At 59.7% G+C, this 16,136-nt stretch carries 12 protein-coding genes and 1 other RNA gene; 8 read left to right on the forward strand and 5 right to left on the reverse strand.

The genetic code is table 11. The features are described 5' to 3' along the window. Positions 1 to 45: 45 nt before the first annotated feature. The gene (locus BMZ66_RS05090; RefSeq protein ID WP_092669637.1) at positions 46 to 2,844 is read right to left on the reverse strand and encodes an alpha-amylase family glycosyl hydrolase; all 2,799 of its coding nucleotides are present in this window, start codon (positions 2,842 to 2,844) and stop codon (positions 46 to 48) included. Between the two features lie 155 nt (positions 2,845 to 2,999). Here BMZ66_RS05090 and BMZ66_RS05095 point away from each other — a divergent pair, with 155 nt between their 5' ends. From BMZ66_RS05095 to rnpB, 6 genes are all read left to right on the forward strand, one after another. Continuing rightward, positions 3,000 to 3,986 (forward strand): DUF2279 domain-containing protein, encoded by a 987-nt coding sequence (locus BMZ66_RS05095; protein ID WP_092669639.1) that lies wholly within the window; start codon positions 3,000 to 3,002, stop codon positions 3,984 to 3,986. 133 nt (positions 3,987 to 4,119) lie between these two features. After that, positions 4,120 to 5,334 carry a Smr/MutS family protein gene (locus BMZ66_RS05100; protein WP_092669641.1) on the forward strand — a complete coding sequence of 405 codons (1,215 nt, stop codon included), beginning with the start codon at positions 4,120 to 4,122 and terminating at the stop codon, positions 5,332 to 5,334. Between the two features lie 183 nt (positions 5,335 to 5,517). Then, positions 5,518 to 7,383, forward strand: coding sequence for a M1 family metallopeptidase (locus tag BMZ66_RS05105; RefSeq protein WP_092669643.1), 1,866 nt, complete (start codon positions 5,518 to 5,520; stop codon positions 7,381 to 7,383). Positions 7,384 to 7,411: 28 nt separating this feature from the next. Next, the gene (locus tag BMZ66_RS25040; RefSeq protein ID WP_143080061.1) at positions 7,412 to 7,645 is read left to right on the forward strand and encodes a hypothetical protein; all 234 of its coding nucleotides are present in this window, start codon (positions 7,412 to 7,414) and stop codon (positions 7,643 to 7,645) included. Positions 7,646 to 7,672: 27 nt separating this feature from the next. After that, entirely contained in the window at positions 7,673 to 7,945 is a 273-nt protein-coding gene (locus BMZ66_RS25045) for a hypothetical protein (RefSeq protein WP_143080062.1), read from the forward strand. A 22-nt stretch (positions 7,946 to 7,967) separates the two neighbouring features. Then, positions 7,968 to 8,372, forward strand: an RNA gene (gene rnpB / locus BMZ66_RS05110) — RNase P RNA component class A. Positions 8,373 to 8,430: 58 nt separating this feature from the next. Here the strand turns inward: rnpB and BMZ66_RS05115 are convergent. Beyond that, the gene (locus tag BMZ66_RS05115; RefSeq protein ID WP_092669645.1) at positions 8,431 to 8,907 is read right to left on the reverse strand and encodes a c-type cytochrome; all 477 of its coding nucleotides are present in this window, start codon (positions 8,905 to 8,907) and stop codon (positions 8,431 to 8,433) included. A 9-nt stretch (positions 8,908 to 8,916) separates the two neighbouring features. Then, a complete protein-coding gene (locus tag BMZ66_RS05120) occupies positions 8,917 to 10,200 on the reverse strand; it encodes a PQQ-dependent sugar dehydrogenase (protein ID WP_092669647.1) in 1,284 nt (427 codons plus the stop codon). A 265-nt stretch (positions 10,201 to 10,465) separates the two neighbouring features. On the opposite strand from BMZ66_RS05120, the gene BMZ66_RS05125 reads away from it, so the two are divergent. After that, a complete protein-coding gene (locus BMZ66_RS05125; protein WP_092669649.1) occupies positions 10,466 to 11,629 on the forward strand; it encodes a sigma-54-dependent transcriptional regulator in 1,164 nt (387 codons plus the stop codon). 200 nt (positions 11,630 to 11,829) lie between these two features. On the opposite strand, the gene BMZ66_RS05130 is transcribed toward BMZ66_RS05125, so the two are convergent. Next, positions 11,830 to 12,858 carry an acyl transferase gene (locus BMZ66_RS05130; protein WP_092669651.1) on the reverse strand — a complete coding sequence of 343 codons (1,029 nt, stop codon included), beginning with the start codon at positions 12,856 to 12,858 and terminating at the stop codon, positions 11,830 to 11,832. 118 nt (positions 12,859 to 12,976) lie between these two features. Between BMZ66_RS05130 and BMZ66_RS05135 the strand changes: the two genes are divergently transcribed. Beyond that, the gene (locus tag BMZ66_RS05135; RefSeq protein ID WP_092669653.1) at positions 12,977 to 13,555 is read left to right on the forward strand and encodes a hypothetical protein; all 579 of its coding nucleotides are present in this window, start codon (positions 12,977 to 12,979) and stop codon (positions 13,553 to 13,555) included. 24 nt (positions 13,556 to 13,579) lie between these two features. On the opposite strand, the gene BMZ66_RS05140 is transcribed toward BMZ66_RS05135, so the two are convergent. Then, positions 13,580 to 16,000 carry an alpha-ketoacid dehydrogenase subunit alpha/beta gene (locus BMZ66_RS05140; RefSeq protein WP_092669655.1) on the reverse strand — a complete coding sequence of 807 codons (2,421 nt, stop codon included), beginning with the start codon at positions 15,998 to 16,000 and terminating at the stop codon, positions 13,580 to 13,582. Positions 16,001 to 16,136: the final 136 nt, after the last annotated feature.

Below are 16,136 nucleotides of genomic sequence, written 5' to 3' on the forward strand. Positions count from 1 at the left end.
TACACAGGCGGGCTTTTTTATGGCCGGTGGTCGGCTTCGAGTTCTTTATTCTACTACCAGGCGCAGCACCTGCTGGCGGCTATCGGCGCGAAGATGCACCAAGTACACACCCGGCGCGAGCTTGCCCAGCGGCAGCTCTTGGCTGCGTGAGCCGGCGGCTTGCTTCACGGCAGGCAGCGTGAGCACCGTTTGGCCCAGCACGTTGCGCACCGACAACTGCACGGTACCGGCCACGGGCAATTCGTAGCGTACGGTGGTGCTGTTGCTGGCCGGGTTGGGCGCAGCACTGAGGCGGAAGGTATTTTGCTGCTGGCTGCCGCGCGTAGCCAGGGCAACGCGGCGAATGCGCGTGTTGGTGTAAACTGCGTAATCGCCGGCATTCAGCGTCAGCAAGGCGTTGGGGTTAGCCACCGTGATGCTGTCGCCGGTGAGGTAGTTGTACCACTTGCCGGCTTGCTGAAACTGCGGGTTAATCTGGTCACCAAAGACGCCGAAATTGCCTACTATCGTCACGTTGAGTGTGGGGCTGGTGAGGTGCATCGACTTCGACTGACCGCCCAGCTGGTAGGTGAAGGCGGCATTGTTGTAGCCGGGGAGCTTGCGCAGGGCGATGAGGTTGGTATAGGTATCGCGCACACGGCGGCGGTTGGCGTCCTGTAGGTAAGGAATCCACAGAATGGGCTTGGCGCCGGTGCGGCCGTTCAGGTTGATGTCGATGTCGTAGCCAAACTCGCCAAACTGCCATATCAGCTTGGGGCCGGGAATGGGCAGGAAGAAAGCTGCGCTCATCTCCATACGGGACAGGGCCGTGGGCAGATTGCGGACGTTGTAGCCCGAGGTGTTGGACAAGCCAGCGGTGAGCGCTTCGTATACAAGTCGTGGCTCGTCGTGGCTTTCCATGTAGGAAATCAGGTTGGGCTGCTGCCAACCGCGGTCCACGTGGTAAGCACCCGCGAAATTGGAGCTGCCGGTAGCGCCCTTGATGGCATTTGCGTAGGCGCCGTGCATGTTGCCCCAAAGCATCATGCCGGCGTTGGACAGCACCAGTTCTTCGCTGTTTTCGGCAAAGTGCTCCAGCATGACGTAAGTACCGGAGCGCGTGTTTTGCATGTGGGTATTGTAGTCGTTCCAGATGTTGATACGCGACTGGTCGTAGCGACCCCAGGCACCCACGTCGTTGCCGGTGTTCACTTGGGTGAAGCCCTTGCTCAGGTCGAAGCGGTAGCCGTCGACGCGAAACTCATTCACCCAGAAATCCATCACCTTCTTGCTGAAAGCGCGTGTGAAGGGACTTTCATGGTTCATGTCGTAGCCGACGTTGAAGGGGTGACGGGCCACACGGTTAAACCAGGGGTTATCGGCCGTGGGTTCGCCGCCGTTGGAGTACATCTGCACCATGGGGCTTTGGCCGAAGGAGTGGTTCAGCACCATGTCGATGACCACGGCGATGCCGCGGCGGTGGGCTTCGTCGATGAAGGCTTTGAAGGCATTCTTGGTGCCGTAGTATTTGTCCACGGCAAAGTAGAAGCTGGGGTTGTAGCCCCAGCTGTCGTTGCCCTCAAACTCGTTCACCGGCATTAGCTCGATGCAGTTGATGCCCAGGCGCTGGATGTAGTTGAGGGTGTCGCGAAGGGTTTGAAAGTCGTGGCGCTCGATGAAGTCGCGCAGGTGCAGCTCATAAATCACGAGGTCAGCTTTGGCTGGGCGCGTGAAGTTGTTAGTCTGCCACTGATAGGCCGTCTGGTTGGTTTGGAACGTTGACATGATGCCCGTCTGGCCAGCCGGATAGGTCAGGCCGGGGTAGGTGACGGCGGGAATGAACCGGTCGTTGTTGGGGTCCAGCACCTTTTCCGTGAAGGGGTCGGCCACGCGGATGGTGCCGTCAATCAGGTACTGATAGGCGTATTCCTGGCCGGGCGTGAGGCCATTGAGCTGCACCCACCACATGTTGTTATCAGGGGTTTTGTTCATGAAACCCGAGGCATCGGCCTGGAAGTTGTTGAACTGGCCCACGGCGTACACAAACTGCTTGTTTGGGGCAGTGAGGGCCAGAATAACCGAGGTGCCGCCGGGCAGGTAGGTAATGCCTTCCTGTGCCCCAGCGGGCAAAGCCGCCACCGTGACGGTGGGGCGCACAATGAGAATAACTGAGTCGGACACGGCCGTGGCACCAGTGCCGGCCGTCAGCTTCAGCACATTGCGGCCAGCCAAAGTAGGCGTAGCGCTGCCGCTGATGGTGGTGGCGTTAGTGGCCTGCGCAATTTGGGTGCCGTTTAGGGTCAGGACCAGGTTGGCAGCTTGTGCACTCTCGCCCGCCACGGGCAGGGCCACGTTCGGGGCCACAAACTGCGGGTTGGTCGAGCGGGCGGGGTTGGTGATGCGCACGGCCGCACCGCCCTGGTACACGTCGATGAAAATATCGCCGCCATCAGTGGCACGGCCGACTATCGAACCATCGGCATTCTTGAAAATCATGCCCAGCCGCAGTATCGTTTCGTTGGCGGGCACCGGGTAAAAGGTGCGGGGCGTGAAAGTGATGCGGTAAAGGTTGGGGTTGGTCGCGTCGCGCGTCATTAGCGCAGCGGGGTCGGCTTGGTTAAAAGTAGGGCTCTTCACGTTGCGCCACGTGGTGTTGTTGGCACTCAGGTTGGTCACGGTACCGGTCCAGATGTAGACCGGGCCAGTAAAGTCTCTCAGGGCGGAGTTGCCCTGGCTGGCGTCGAAAGTGATGGTTACCGGTGTGGTTTCGGAGAAGAACACCGGTTGGGTTGTGACCACTTGCGCCTGGGTCGTCCAGGCCAGCAGCGTTAGCAGCAGGCCTGTTAAGCGTCGAAATGTTTGCATTGAAAATGGGTTGGTGGGAGTGAATGGTGGGAACGTGTAGCACCGGCGGGTGGGAACGCCACTGGCTCTACGGGAAAGCAAGCTGCAAGATACTGTCTGCTCGCCGCCAGCAGTTGGGTTGCGCCGTACCTTTGCTGCCCATTTGTGCTCTCATAATGCCTTCTTCCCGCTTTATTTTGGTGCTGCGGCAGTGGTATTTAGCGGCGGCAGCAACTCTTTTTTTTCTACCGGGCGCGCCCATTCGCAGCGCTGCCCAAGCCTTGCCCTCTCCCGACTCCGTGGCCGCGCAAGTACCTGCGTCTCAGGCCGCGGCGGTGCCTCCCGATTCGGTGGCACAGCGCCAGCGCCGACTGCGCCTGCTGGTGGGCGGCTCGGCCGTCGGCTACGGCATTATCTACACAGGGCTCACCACCTCGTGGTACACCGGCGAGCGGGCGTCCATGCGCTGGTTCAACGACTGGCCCGAGTGGAAGCAGCTCGACAAGGCCGGCCACTTCTGGGGAGCTTTCCAAATCAGCCGCGGCGCCGTCGATATGCTCCGGTGGGCGGGCCTGAGCGAAAAGAAATCCATTTGGTACGGCTCCTTTGTGGGGTTTGCCATCCAAAGCCCTCTGGAGCTGCTCGATGCGCGTGACCCCGCTTATGGCGCCTCGGCCACCGACCTGGCGGCTAATTTCCTGGGCTCGGCGGCGCTGCTGGCCCAGCAGCTGGCTTGGCACGACGTGCGCATCATGCCCAAGTGGTCCTTTCACCTCACGCCCTACGCCCGGCAGCGCCCCAACGTGCTGGGTCGCAGCGTGCCCGAACGCTGGCTCAAAGACTACAACGGCCAGACCTACTGGCTGTGCACCGACGTGGGCGCGTTTCTCAAGCCCGGCAACCGCTGGCCCCGCTGGCTGCAGCCGGCCATTGGCTACAGCGGGCAGGAAATGGTGTACAACGACGACGCTGCCAACCGGGCGCTGGGCCTGAACTCCTACCGCCAGTATTTTTTGTCGCTGGATGTGGATTTGCGGCGCATTCCTACCCGGAGCCCGCTCCTGAAAAAGGTGTTTTATACCCTTAGCATCTTCCACTTGCCCGCGCCGGCGCTGCAATACAATGGGCGCAACGGTTTTCGATTTCACGGGCTCTATATGTAGAGCGCAGGGCGGCCGAAAATCAGGGTAAACCCGCCGCCCCCTGCTGAACCGTACTTTTGCAGAACCCACGCGGCCAGAAACGCTGTTTCTGACGTAAGAAAAACAGCGCTAGCCAGCGACAATCCGTGATATTATGAACGTAGGAGATAGAGTACGCCTGCTCACCGGCACCGAAGAAGGAATTGTTACCCGCCTGCTCGACAGCGAGTTGGTGGAAGTAGCCATCGACAATGATTTTACCATTCCCGTGCTGCGCCGCGAAGTAGTGGTGGTGGCCCAGGAAGAAGGCAACAACTTCGACCGCACGGCGCCAGACTACCGCGTGGGCCAGGTGCCCGGCAAAAACGCAAACGCCAGCAAAAAAGACCGCAGCCAGCGGCCCTCCCAGCCAGCGGCCACCAAGTCTGCTCAGCCCTCGCTGCAGGAGGCCCTGGCCGCCGTAGCCTCCAAGGGTGCGGGAGTGGCCAAAGTGGGAGGCACCGCAGCTCCCGCAGGCAAGCAAGCCGCGGCGGCCAAGGGGCTGTTTCTGGCCCTGGTGCACCAGTCGCCCGAGCTGCTGGCCGTCACGCTCATCAACAACACCGAGGCCGACGTGCTCTACACCTACGGCGAGGAAACCAGCGACCGGCCCTACCGCGCCCTGGCCGCCGACAAGCTCGGCCCCAAGGCCAGCACCAAGCCCCTGTCCTTCCTGCACATGAAGGATTTTGAGACCTGGCCCGCCGTGATTTTCCAGCTCCTTCCCCACCGCCACAACGGTGAGGCGGCCTACGAGCTGCTCACCAAGCGCCAAGGCTTCAAGGCCAGCACCTTCTACTCCAGCATTCGCCCGGCGCCGGTTATCCAAAAGGATGCTTACTTGTTTCAGCTGGATGAGAAAGCCGCCGCGGCTATCGCGCCCGAGCAGCTGACGCAGGAAGCCCCCGCCCCAGTTGCCGCTCCCGCCAAGCCCGCTGGTGTTGATGCTGCGGCTTTAAAAGCCCAACTGACCGGTGATGCTCCGGCCAAGCCCGCCGCAGTGGTTGCGGCCGCCGCTCCGGCTCCCGCCGCGCCCGTAGTAGCTCCGTCCCACGAGTTCGACCTGCACCTGGAGGCCCTGCGCTCCGACAACACCGAAGAGCTGTCGAACACGGCCATCCTGCGCATTCAGCTCGATGCGTTTGAGGACGCGTTGAGCCGCGCGTTGGCTACCAATATGCACGAAATCGTGTTCATTCACGGCATGGGCAATGGGGTGCTTCGCAAGGAAATACATCGCCAGCTCAGCCGGAATAAGGACATCAAGTTCTTCGAGGACGCCCGCAAGGAGAAGTTTGGCTTCGGCGCCACGCTGGTGCGGCTGAAATAACTTCTTGGGGCATGGCCCTGGCGTAAATAGCAGAAACAGCGTCATGCCGAGCGTAGCCGAGGCATCTTGCGTGTTGTAGTGAACCCACTGATTGGGAATACTGCTGCACGCGAGATGCCTCGGCTGCGCTCGGCATGACGTTCTTGTGTCTTGGCTTTATAATCCTTATTCACTTCATCTTTCATGCGCCTGCCCTTACTGCTCGCTTCTTTATTCCTCAGCTTTGCGACCCTAGCGCAGCAACCGCTGCCCATCCCGCGCAACCTCCAGGCTACTTTCACCAAAGGCACCCGCGCCGAGAGCGGTCTGCCAGGCCCCAACTACTGGCAGAACACCGCCGACTACAACCTCACCGTCAGCTTCGACCCGACTACCCGGCTTGTGGCCGGCACCGCGGCCATCACCTACCAGAACAACAGCCCCGATTCGCTGCGCCAAATCTGGTTCAAGCTCTACACCAACATCTACCAAAAGGGCGCGCCGCGCACTCGCAATTTCTCTCCCGAAGACGTGGGCGAGGGCATGACCATTTCGGCCCTGACCATCAACGGGGAAGTATTCGATGTAAAGAAGCTGGCCATTCAAGCCACCAACATGACGGTGCCGCTGCGTCGGGCACTCGGCTCGCGGCAGGCCGCCAATGTGCAGGTAACCTACGCCTACACACTCAACAAAGGCTCGCACCAGCGCACCGGCGAGGTGGAGCCGGGGGCGGCGTTCGTGGCCTATTTCTTTCCGCGCATTGCCGTGTACGACGACATCGATGGCTGGAACAAGCAGCCCTACACTGGCGACCAGGAGTTCTACAACGACTTCTGCAACTTCAAGGCGGCCATCACCGTGCCCAAGGATTTTGTGGTGTGGGCCACCGGCGACCTCAAAAACGCCAGCCAAGTGCTTACCAAGAAATACGCCAAGCGCCTGCAGGATGCCGAGCGCAAGGATGCCGTAGCCGCCATCATTTCAGCCGAAGATGCCAAGCGTCGCGACATCACCGCGCCCAATGCTCAAAACACCTGGCGTTTTGAGGCGCAAAACGTTACGGACTTCGTTTTCGCCACGGCCGACCACTACGTGTGGCAATCAACGAGCCTCGTGGTAGACCCCGCCACCAAGCGCCGCACCCGCGTCGATGCCGTGTACAAGCCCGAGCACAAAGACTACGAGGAAGTCATTCACTTCGCCCGCAAAACGGTGGAAGCCATGAGCTACACCTTCCCCAAATGGCCCTTCCCCTACGCCCACGAAACCGTGTTCGACGGCCTCGACCAGATGGAGTACCCCATGATGGTGAACGACAACCCCACCGAGACACGCAAAGACGCCATTGAGCTGACCGACCACGAAATCTTCCACACGATGTTCCCCTTCTACATGGGCATCAACGAAACGAAGTACGGCTGGATGGACGAGGGCTGGGCTACCATCGGCGAGTGGCTGATTTCGCCGATAATCGACCCCACCATAGTAGACGACTACGGTGTGGCCCGCTACGCTGCCAGCGCCGCCACGGAGAGCGACGCGCCCATCGTCACGCTCAGCACCCAGCAGAGCGGCATACCGTTTTTCCTGAACTCCTACCCTAAGCCCGCCATGGGCTACCTCTACGTGAAGGATTTGCTCGGCGACGAGCTGTTTACCAAGGCGCTGCACACCTATATCCGCAACTGGAACGGCAAGCACCCCATGCCCTACGACTTCTTCAACAGCATGAATGCCGGAGCCGACCGCAACCTCAACTGGTTTTGGCAGCGCTGGTTTTTCGATGCTGGCTACCCGGACCTGGCCATTGCCAACGTGAACAAAACCGGCGCCGGCTACGACATCGTGGTGCAAGCCAAAGGCAGCAAGCCCGTCCCCGTCGACCTAACGGTGACCTTCGCTGACAATTCAACCCAGAAAATTCATCGCACCATTGCCGTGTGGGAAACGGGCGCTACGTCGGTCACCGTGCCCGTGTCCACCAAGCAACCAGTGAAGCTTGTGATGCTTGGCAGCACACTGGTGTCGGATAGTTACCCGCAGGATAATGTGTGGGAGGGGAAGTGATTATTTGACTAGAGCCAACAGTGTCTTTATGGAGCAACTTCAAACACTGGGTATTCTTATAAAAGAGGTATGTGTCCCGCTTGCAGTGGTGATTGGAATACTTTCTACTTCTATTGGAATTTGGCTTTCTCTTAAAGAGTATCGAATAAAAGCCTCCTCAGAAACAAGGCTAAACAAAGCTGCTGGAGTGGAAGCAGATATCAACCTCCTAAAATTGTTTAGTGAACTCATGGGAATCGCCCATGCCAGGGGCACGTACTAAGTTTCTGAAAAAGCAATTGAAATGCTAATGCAACCAGATACAATGCGCTGCTTAATTGCATCTGGCAACAATTTAAATTTCGTTGATTTGCTTTCGCAAGCAGTTATATCTATTCCTGTTGGTGTTGCATCGCAAGATGCCGCTATTGCGGCTATAGCAACTCTGGGGAAACGACACGATGTGCTTTTGCAAGCCTCTATCCAAGGCCTAGAAAGTCTCAGTAAATTCAAAAAAGAAGTGACCGATAATTATCTTGAAGATTTAAGAGAACTTTTACGCATCAGAAACAGTCAGCCCTAAACGCTGAGTACCTTTGCATGCAGTGATGGGTCGCCCCACCGCGGCGCTTTCGGGCGACGAGGAAAGTCCGGGCAACGCAGAGCACCCTGCTTCCTAACGGGAAGGACTGGCGCGCATAATGCAAACCAGGACAGCCAGTGCCACAGAAAACTACCGCCTACGTCGCCTTCGGGCGGCCGGTAAGGGTGAAAAGGTGCGGTAAGAGCGCACCAGCGGGCGGGTGACCGTCCCGGCTGGGTAAACCTCAGGGGTTGAAAGACCAAATAAGCTGGTACGCCGGCGCAGCTTCGGCTGCATCGGCACCGGGCGGCTCGTCCGGCGCCAGCGGGTAGGTTGATGGAGCCTTTCCGCGAGGACTGGCCTAGATAAATGGTGGGGACGTGCCCTCGGGCGCGCACAAAACCCGGCTTATAGACCCATCACCACAATAAAAAACGGCCGCCCTTGCAAGGGCGGCCGTTTTTTATTGTGGTCTTCCGACTGTTCTATTTTTTATTCGTCGCCCGCACAGCCTTCACTTCAGCGCTACTCACAGCGCTGGCCTTGTTGCCAAAGCTGTTGCGCACATAAGTCAGCACGTCGGCAATCTGCTGGTCGGTGAGGTAGTCGAAAGCGGGCATTACGTTAGCGTACTGTTCGCCATCGATTTCGACACCTTGCATACCATTGAGCAGCACTTTTACCAAGCGGGGTTTTTCGCCCAGCACCCAAGAAGTTTGGTTGAGGGGAGCGTTCATGCGGTCTACTCCCCCGCCATCGGCTTGGTGGCAGGTGAGGCAGTATTGGCTGTAGACCGCTTTGCCGGGAGCCAGCGCGGCGGGTGACAGCGCCGCCGCGGGCTTGGCCGCTGCCGAGGCTTTAGCCGGGGTGGTTGATTTGGCTTTGGGCGCGGGTTTCTTTTGGGCAGCGGCCGGCTCGATAAACCAAGCCAGGGCCCCCAAGAGGATGAGAAACTGCTTCATTAAAACTGGTTACTTCTTAGCGTAGACAATGCGATAAATCGTGCCTTTCTTGTCATCAGACACGTAGAGCGAGCCATCGGTGCCCTGGGCCAGGCCGCAGGGCTTGTGGTCGGGGCGGCCAGCGGCGGCCTTCTCAGGCGAGCCCGCAAAGTTGTCGGCAAACACCTCGTAGTCACCAAAAGGCTTGCCATCCTTGAACGGCTGAAACACTACATAGTAACCCTTTTGCGGCTCGGGGGCGCGGTTCCAGGAGCCGTGGAAGGCGATGAACGCGCCGTTGCGGTACTTCTCGGGGAACATGGTGCCCGTGTAGAACAGCAGCGCGTTGGGAGCGGTGTGGGCCGGGTAGGCAGCGGCGGGCTCCAGGTAGTTGCCCGTTGCTTCTTTCTTGCCATCGCCGCCGTACTCGGGGTTCTGCATTTTCTTGCGCTGCGCGGGGTCGTAGTAGAGGTAGGGCCAGCCGGCGTTGTCGCCTTTTTTGAGGGCGTACATGCACTCGGCGGGCAGCTCGGCCGACTGCTTGGTGGTGAACAGCTCGGGCCAATTATCGCTGAGTTGGTCGCGGCCGTGCTGCATCACAAACAGCTGATTGGCCTGGGCGTTCCAGTCGAGGCCAACTACGTTGCGCAGGCCGGTGGCGTAACGTGTGCCGTTAGCGTAGCGCTGGTTTAGCTTGTCGGCCCGGAACTGCCAGATGCCGCCGGCCGAATCCAGAATGGGGCAGTCGGGTCTGCCCTTGGAGCCTTTCTGGCGGTCGTTCACTTGACAGGCATTGGCGTAGGCGCCGATGTTAACGTAGATGTTGCCCTCTTTGTCCAAGGTAATGGACTTGCTCTCATGCTGGCGACGGTTGATAAGGCCCGACACGATTTTTTCGGACTGCGCCGGATTCGCCACCTCGCCCTTGCTGTTGAGCTTGTAGCGGTACACGTCTTCATCGGAGGACGCGTACAGGTAATCCGCAGTGCTGTAGATGCCCGTGCCGCCGTAGCTGCCGATTGCCCCCGCTACTTCGGCTTTGCCGTTGGCGGTGGGGCGCAGCATCAGGATGCCTTTGCCGGCGGCGTTGGGCCGGTTCAGCTTCACGTAAATCAGGCCCTGGGGCGTCACGGTGATGTGCCGGGCGCGGCCGCCGGTTTCGGCAGCCACCAGCGCGCCAAAGCCAGCGGGCAGCTTCAGCCCGGCGTTGTCGGCATCGGCCACCACTTTGTCTTCAGCTTTGAGAGCCAGCAAGGTTATGCTTCCGGCCAGGGCCGTTGACAGAAGCAAGTATCGAGAGAGGGTACTTTTCATGTAGTAAGTCGAATCAGCTAAATTTTTTACTGGGACAAGCGTAGCCGCGCGATGGTTTTCAGAAAGAGCCGAAACAAGGCTTTACCCATGGCCATGGCCGGCGCTTTAGCGAAGATAGAAGCCTCCGGAAAGGATTATTCCCGTGCAGGGCTCAATACGGCTAAAGCGTAATTGCCGCCACGTTTTGCGTTCGCGAATTGCGAGAAACCGCTACGGTCGCGTTGCTTTTCGTTACTTTCGGCCTCGACTCACCAAGCCCGTTTCCATGCCCCGCATCCTCATTATCGACGACGAACGTGCCATCCGGCACACGCTCAAAGAAATACTTGAGTTTGAAAACTACACCGTCGACCAGGCCGAAGACGGCCCGGCCGGCCTCGACATGCTCATTCAGCAGAAATACGACGTAGTACTCTGCGACATCAAAATGCCGAAAATGGACGGCCTCGAAGTCCTGACCCGCGCCCAGGCTATGGGCACCGACGCCGCGTTCATCATGGTATCGGCCCACGGCAGCATCGACACCGCCGTGGAAGCCACCAAAAAAGGCGCCTACGACTTCCTCTCCAAGCCGCCAGACCTCAATCGCCTGCTGGTAACCGTGCGCAACGCCCTCGACCGCACCAAGCTGGTGACCGAAACCAAAACGCTCAAAAAGAAGCTATCCGTAGCCAAAGGCTCCGAGATGGTGGGCGCATCGTCGGCACTAGGTGCCGTACGCAAGGCCATAGAAAAGGTGGCCCCTACCGACGCCCGCGTACTCATCACCGGTCCCAACGGTGCCGGTAAGGAGATGGTGGCCCGCCAGCTGCACGAGCTCAGCCAGCGCGCCCAGGGCCCCATGGTGGAAGTAAACTGCGCCGCCATCCCCTCGGAGCTGATTGAGAGTGAGCTTTTCGGGCATGAAAAAGGCTCGTTCACCTCTGCCGTGAAGCAGCGCATCGGCAAGTTCGAGCAAGCCGACGGCGGCACGCTCTTCCTCGACGAAATCGGCGACATGAGCCTTTCGGCCCAAGCCAAAGTGCTGCGCGCGCTTCAGGAAAGCAAAATCACCCGCGTGGGCGGCGAAAAAGAGATTTCGGTGAATGTGCGCGTGCTCGCCGCTACCAACAAAGACCTGATGCAGGAAATCGCCGACAAGAATTTCCGCGAAGACCTCTACCACCGCCTCTCGGTTATTCTGATTCAGGTGCCGCCCCTCAACGACCGCCGCGAAGACATCCCCGACCTGATTCAGAAGTTCCTCAACGACATCGCCGCCGACTACGGCAACAAACCCAAGAAGATAGATGCGGTGGCCTTACAGTACCTCAAAGGGCTGGACTGGCGCGGCAATATCCGCGAGTTGCGCAACGTGGTGGAGCGCTTGGTGATAATGAGCGACGACACCATTTCGGAAGGCGACGCGAAGGCGTTTGCGGGGAAGTAATTCATCCTGTCATTGCGAGCGGAGCGAAGCAATCCGTCCTGCTCTCAGCGACCAACCTAATAATGTGACAAAGCCCTACCGGGTACAACCCCGGCACTGCGCAGTGCCGGGGTTGTACCCGGTAGGGCTTGTCGCTTAAGAAAATGTCTGGTTTTTACAAGACGGATTGCTTCGCTGTGCTCGCAATGACAGCTCGTTAGCTACACCAGCTGATTACACCCGCGCACATCCGAATTATCCATGCGCCCCAGCACCTCGAACCCACCATCTGGGTGCATGCGGGCCAGGTCTTTGGTTTCGATGAAAGCGCAGGAATCGACGTTGGCCAAGTCGATGACGTTGATGGCACCATCGGGCCGGTAATCTGCCACGGAGAAGGGGTCGGAGGGCTCGCGCAGGAGCACGCGCAGCGGGGCGGGGCAATGGAATCGGCCATCGCCCAGGGAATAGGCCTGGCTGAGCAGCTCCGTCATGCCATACTCGGAGTGAATGCCGGCTGGCCCAAAGGCTAGCTGTAATTCCTGATGCAGCTCCTCGCGAATCATTTCGCGGCGGCGGCCCTTCATGCCACCGGTTTCGAGCACGGTGAGGCCCTGCAGCTCGGGCGCGGGCCCAGTGGCGGCCGCGAAGTCCAGCAGGGCATAGCTCACGCCAATGAGCATCACGCGGCGGTTTGGCTCTTGCTTGGCTCGGCGCAGGGCTGCGCGCAGCGCGGCGTGGTCGTGCAAGAAAAAAGCTGGCTGCGTCTGGCCCGATTGCTGGGCAAAATAGTCGACCATGGCCACCAACGACGACTGCCCCTGCTCCAGGTACGAGGGCAGCAGGGCTAAAAACGTCCAGCCAGTGAGCGGCCCGTAGGAGTGCTCAAAAATGCGGGCCGCGTTTTCGCGGTACAGCGCCGGGTCGCGCACCAGGTGGCGGCTGCGCTGCTGCAGCGTGGTTCCACTGCTGAGAAACTCCTCCTCCGGCGCCCACTCCGGCGGCTCGGTGCGTACCTCGTGGGACTTGAAAAACTCTATGGGCAGAAACGGAATATCGACCAAGCGGGACACGGTAGGAATACTGCCCAACTGGGTGCGGCCCTGTCGGGTACGACCTAGCGTGGCCAGGTACTCGGCGTAGGGCGGACAATGAATTGCCTGGTGGCGAAACAAGGCCAGCGCTGCCGCCTCAAAAGTGGCTGCTGTTAGGTGCGGCAGCTGCTGCAGAAAATCGGAACGAAAACTCATGGCCGGGCGGCGTAGTTAGTAAAGCAAGTAGAACCAACCGAGCCTGCTATTCGTTGGAAAAAATGTACTTTAGGCCCACTTAGGCCGTTGTGCTTCTGACTTCTCACTTCCTGTACGTATGAACCTGTTTCGTCCCCTGAGCGCGACTGCCCTTGTTTGCTTAACCGCCGCGGGCCTCAATGGCTGCATCAGTGCACCTGATTATGACATTGTGCCCGAAATTGAGTTCAATGAACTTACAGTAGGGCGCAACCGTCCCGGGGGAGGCAACCTGGCGACCGATACCCTCAAGTTTGCCGTGAACTACAAGGATGGCGACGGCGACCTGGGCTTATCGTCCAATGATATCAGGAATGCTCCCTACAACAGCCGAACGGGCGGCCCCAGCGGACGCGGTTTCAGCTACAACTACTTCATTCAGCTTTATTTGCAGGAGAGCAATGGCCGGTTTGTGGCTTACAATCCGGGCGGTGTTCCGGGCGAGTACGACGGAACATATCCCCGCCTCGAAAAAAACCTCAACCCCGATGCGAAGCCCGGCCCCATCCGGGGCACGCTACGCTACAAGCTGCCCATCTCCCTTGATGGGGTAATCTTTAAATCGGGTCAGGTCTTTCGGGCTGAAATTAGCATCATGGACCGCGCTTTGCACCAGAGCAACAAGGTCACCACCAGCGAAGTAACGCTGGGCCAGTAGTACCGGCCCAGCATTTTACTTGCCTTAATAGATTTCGGGGAAACGCTCGGGCTCAGCCTCGCTCATCAGCTCGTATATCGTGTCGAACACGTCTTCGGTATTGGGCTTGCTGAAGTAGTCGCCGTCGGAGCTGTAAGCCGGGCGGTGGGGCTGTGCCGAGAGGCAGAGTGGCTGCGCATCGAGGAAGCGGTAGGCCTGCTGCTCGTCGAGCACGTGCTGCATCATGAAAGCAGTACCGCCGCCGGGCACGTCCTCATCGGCAAATAGCACGCGGTTGGTTTTCTGCACGCTGTCCACAATCAGGTGGTCGGTATCGAAGGGCAGCAGGGTTTGCACGTCGATGACTTCCACCGAAATGCCAACTTCGGCCAGCTGTTTGGCAGCTTCCATCACAATGCGGCACATCGAGCCGTAGGTTACCACCGTTACATCGGTGCCGGCCTGTAGCACTTCGGGGCGGCCCAGCGGCAGGGTGAATTCGCCCACGTTGCTCGGAATCCGCTCCTTCAGGCGGTAGCCGTTCAGGCATTCCACCACCAAGGCGGGCTCGTCGCTGCGCAATAGGGTATTATAGAAGCCAGCGGCCTGGGTCATGTTGCGGGGCACGCACACATGCATGCCGCGGAGACTGCTCAGAATCATACCCATGGGCGAGCCCGAGTGCCAGATGCCTTCGAGGCGGTGGCCGCGGGTGCGCACAATCAGCGGAGCCTTTTGGCCGCCCTTGGTGCGGTACTGCAGGCAAGCCAGGTCGTCGCTCAGTATCTGAACGGCGTAGAGCAGGTAGTCGAGGTACTGTATTTCAGTGATGGGGCGCAGGCCACGGAGGGCGGCGCCTATCCCCTGCCCCACAATGGTGCACTCGCGGATGCCGGTATCAGTCACGCGCAGCTCGCCAAACTTGTCCTGCAGGCCAGCGAAGGCCTGGTTCACGTCGCCAATCTTGCCCACGTCTTCGCCGATGGCGAAGATGCTGGGGTCGCGCTGGAAATTGGCATCGAAGCAGGCCTGCAGCACTTCGCGGGCGTCAACCTGCGGAGCATCGGCTGCGAAGGTGGCGGGCACTTCTTCGATGTTGCCAACGGCGAGTTCGCTTTGGCTGAAGAGGTTGGAGTTGTAGCGGTCAGCGTTTTCGGCCAGCAGCTGCTCTAGGTGGCGCTGCACGGCGCGGCGGCCGGCGCTGCGCTTCTCGTTGCGCACGTGGCGCAGGGCGCGGCGCATGGTCCTCACAATGTCGGCCCGAATGGGCGTGGGGTTTGCTTTCAGCTGCCCCACCATTTCGTGCAGGGTATTTTCGGTGCCGGTATCAGCCACCAGCTTGTCTAGCAAGACCACGGCTTCGTCGCGCTCGGCTTTGATGGCATCGAAGAAAGCCGACCAAGCCGCGGTGCGGGCCGTCTTGATGGTGGCGGCGGCGGTTTTCTCAATTTCGTCGAGCTCGCCTTCGGAGGCGTGGCCTTCGGCCAGCAGCCACTCGCGCAGCTTATGCAGGCAGTCGTGGGCTTCCTCCCAGCTCAGCCGGTCTTTGCTCTTGTAGCGCTCGTGCGAACCGCTGGTGCTGTGGCCCTGGGGCTGCGTGAGCTCGGTGACGTGGATGAGCACGGGCACGTGCTGCTCGCGGCACATGGCGGCGGCCCGCTGGTAGGTGTCTACTAGGCTCGGGTAGTCCCAGCCGCGCACCACAAAAATCTCGAAGCCTTGCAGGCCTTCGCCCTCGCGCTGCAGGCCGGACATGATTTCCGAAATGCTCTGCTTGGTGGTCTGGTATTCGGCGGGTACTGAGATGCCGTAGTGGTCGTCCCACACGCTCACCAGCATGGGCACTTGCAGCACGCCAGCGGCATTGAGGGTCTCGAAGAACATGCCCTCCGAGGTGCTCGCGTTGCCAATGGTGCCGAAAGCCACCTCGTTGCCGTTGTTCGACAGCGTGGTGAGCGAATGCAGCTCGGGGTTTTGGCGGAACAGCTTTGAGGCGTAGGCCATGCCCAGCAGGCGCGGCATCTGCGAGCCGGTGGGCGACACGTCGGCCGAGGAGTTTTTGGTTTGGGTGAGGTCGATGAGGTTGCCGTCTTCGTCGAGCATGCGCGTGGCGAAGTGGCCGTTCATGGCGCGGCCGGCGGTAGCGGGCTCGGCTTCGGCATCGGGGTTGGCGTAGAGCTGGGCGAAGTACTGCTGCCAGGTGAGCTGGCCGATGGCCACCATGAAGGTCTGGTCGCGGTAGTAGCCCGAGCGGAAATCTCCGTTTTGGAAGGCGCGGGCCATAGCCAGCTGCGGCACCTCTTTGCCATCGCCGAAGATGCCGAACTTGGCTTTGCCCATAAATACTTCCTTGCGGCCAGCTAAGGACGCCAGGCGGCTTTCCCAAGCCAAGCGGTAGTCATCGAGGAAATCGACTTTGGAAAGGGGTGTGGATAGCGCGGGCACAGCGGTTTCGGCAGCGGGCATAGTAAACAAAAGGGAAGGGTGGGATAAAACAGGAAGGACGATGCGGCAGGGCCGCGGTGCAAAAATACGGAATCGGGAGCGGGTAGGCCGTGCGCGGGATTTGGGCGAGGGGTTTCGGCGTATATTTGGGGGCTAA

The sequence above is a fragment of the Hymenobacter arizonensis genome (assembly GCF_900115775.1).
Classification (GTDB): domain Bacteria; phylum Bacteroidota; class Bacteroidia; order Cytophagales; family Hymenobacteraceae; genus Hymenobacter; species Hymenobacter arizonensis.